This window comes from Robbsia andropogonis (assembly GCF_000970345.1).
Taxonomy (GTDB): Bacteria; Pseudomonadota; Gammaproteobacteria; order Burkholderiales; family Burkholderiaceae; genus Robbsia; species Robbsia andropogonis.
Genome location: NZ_LAQU01000150.1, coordinates 1 through 1,906, shown reverse-complemented (window position 1 = coordinate 1,906; position 1,906 = coordinate 1). Strand labels below are relative to the sequence as shown.

Here is a 1,906-nt window from a genome sequence, read left to right as displayed (position 1 = left end):
GTTGTTCGCTGCCGACGTTGCTGTTTAATCGATAGGGATTGCTTTGCAGGACATTGAGCGTTTGCAGGTGGGAGGATTTTGAATAAGGGCTGCGCAATAGTCCGTTAGTTGCGTTTTAATGCGTATCAAGAGACGATAAGCGCGTGACTGCCCCATGGAAATACTTCTCGTCGAGCTCGATGCCGATGTACCGTCGACCGGTGCGGCGAGCTGCCTTACTGGTTGATCCTGAGCCCGCAAAGGGGGCGTCCATGTAGACGACTTTATAGACGCAAAAGTGATAAATTTAATTTGTTCTACGCTTGACGATATCGTCGACTTGTCTGTATTAAGCATTGGCGAAATGTCCTTTTTTATTCGACAATGCCAGCAGGACGTTCATCGACGGAACAGATATGCCAGCGCAGTGCATCTTCACATTGAACGGGAAAAACACTTCCACGCTTTTCTGTAAGGGGTTTGGAGGGGTCTCGGCTTTCTCCGGCCGTAAGCAATATGTCGACAAGCCTTCGGCGACTGCCGTTGCTGGCATGGGTCCAATTCCGAAGGGGCGTTACTACATAATCAAACGCGAGTCAGGCGGTCGACTAGGGCGTGTTCGTGACTACGTAATGGATCTCGCTTCCAACAGTCAAAGAGCTACATGGTTCGCTCTGTATGCAGCCGACGGAGCGATTAATGATTGGACATTCGTGAATGGGGTCCGTCGAGGCAATTTTCGACTCCATCCTAACGGACGTTTCGGTATAAGTGATGGCTGTATTACTCTCAATTCACAAATGGATTTTGACAGGCTCCGTACCTATTTACTGTCACAGGCTCCAGCCACAATTCCTGGGACGGATATTCCGTATTATGGAATGGTTGATGTGCGATGAAAGTTCTCAGTCGTATCTTTTTGGTCTTGGTCCTTGCAGCGCTCATATTTTTGGGCTTGGGCCACAGCGACACGGTGTCGCGATGGATTCTGAGTGATCGGGCCTGGTCATTTCTGATGCCATTTTTTCGGCTATTTGGCATTTATGGGAGCGAAGGTGAGGAAAACGTAATTTTCTCTTTGCTGGCAGTCATTAGCTTGTTTATAGCCGTAATCGTCGTATCGGCGACTTACGCATGGAGCGGGCGTAATAAAGGTGGTCAGAAAATTACGTCCTGAATGGGGCGCTTACTTGGACCCGTTTATCAGAGCCCATGCCAATTCGTTTTGAATCTCCGTAATATCCAAGACGTGCTTTGCGCGTGTGCATGCGACGTACAACAATCGTAGCTCATCCTCGTCCAAGGCCGTCTTGCCATCCTCCTTTCTAAAGCGGAAGTCGTTCATCAGCTTGACGCGCCCCCATTCAAGGCCCTTGGCACGGTGAACGGTGGAGATGACGTAATCCGCTTTTTCCTCGGGTGTGATCATCGGCACCAGGCTGCGCAAACCGTTCGTACCGTATTCGTCGATGAACTCGACAATCGGTTGCGTGTCGCGGCCCGCGACGCTGCGCGAATAATCCTGCGCCTCTTTCCATGTCTCGAAAAGCGAGAACGCAGCCGGACGGAATGCTCGCTTGCCGACCATCAGGGAATCGGCGCCGTCCGCGTAGGCGAGTATTTCAGCCGCACGCATCCGAATCGCGGGCTTTTTGCCGGCGACCACGCCCGAGGCAAGCTCCCATATGGCTGTGACGTTTTTGCGGCACAGAACCGCATCAACCGGAGGCTGGATGGACGGATCGTAGACCACGAATGAGCCGAGATTCTCTTTGCCCCGGACCGGTGTTTTTTCACCTAGCGCGCGCAGAATCTCGCTCGCCAATATTGCAATCTGTGAGCCAAATCTGAATGACTGCGTCAGCCGGCGCTCGGGCGCCTCAATCGCGGCCATCGCATTGATCGCACCACGCCATTCATAGATTTG

Annotated in this window: 3 protein-coding genes; 1 reads left to right on the top strand and 2 read right to left on the bottom strand. The window is 52.2% G+C overall.

Annotated features, from left to right (window positions below):
• Positions 1–115: 115 nt before the first annotated feature.
• On the bottom strand, positions 116–253 hold the full coding sequence (locus tag WM40_RS29335) for a DNA methyltransferase (RefSeq protein ID WP_081765241.1): 138 nt from the start codon (positions 251–253) through the stop codon (positions 116–118).
• A gap of 142 nt (positions 254–395) precedes the next feature.
• Between WM40_RS29335 and WM40_RS29330 the strand changes: the two genes are divergently transcribed.
• Positions 396–878 carry a DUF2778 domain-containing protein gene (locus WM40_RS29330; RefSeq protein ID WP_081765240.1) on the top strand — a complete coding sequence of 161 codons (483 nt, stop codon included), beginning with the start codon at positions 396–398 and terminating at the stop codon, positions 876–878.
• Between the two features lie 287 nt (positions 879–1,165).
• Here the strand turns inward: WM40_RS29330 and WM40_RS26635 are convergent.
• On the bottom strand, positions 1,166–1,906 hold a 741-nt coding region (locus tag WM40_RS26635), incomplete at its 5' end, for a 3'-5' exonuclease (RefSeq protein WP_046154582.1).

Bases quoted from the DNA above. Each gene is read 5' to 3' on its own strand.
- WM40_RS29330 (WP_081765240.1), top strand. From the start codon at position 396: ATGCCAGCGCAGTGCATCTTCACATTGAACGGGAAAAACACTTCCACG.
- WM40_RS29335 (WP_081765241.1), bottom strand. From the start codon at position 253: ATGGACGCCCCCTTTGCGGGCTCAGGATCAACCAGTAAGGCAGCTCGC.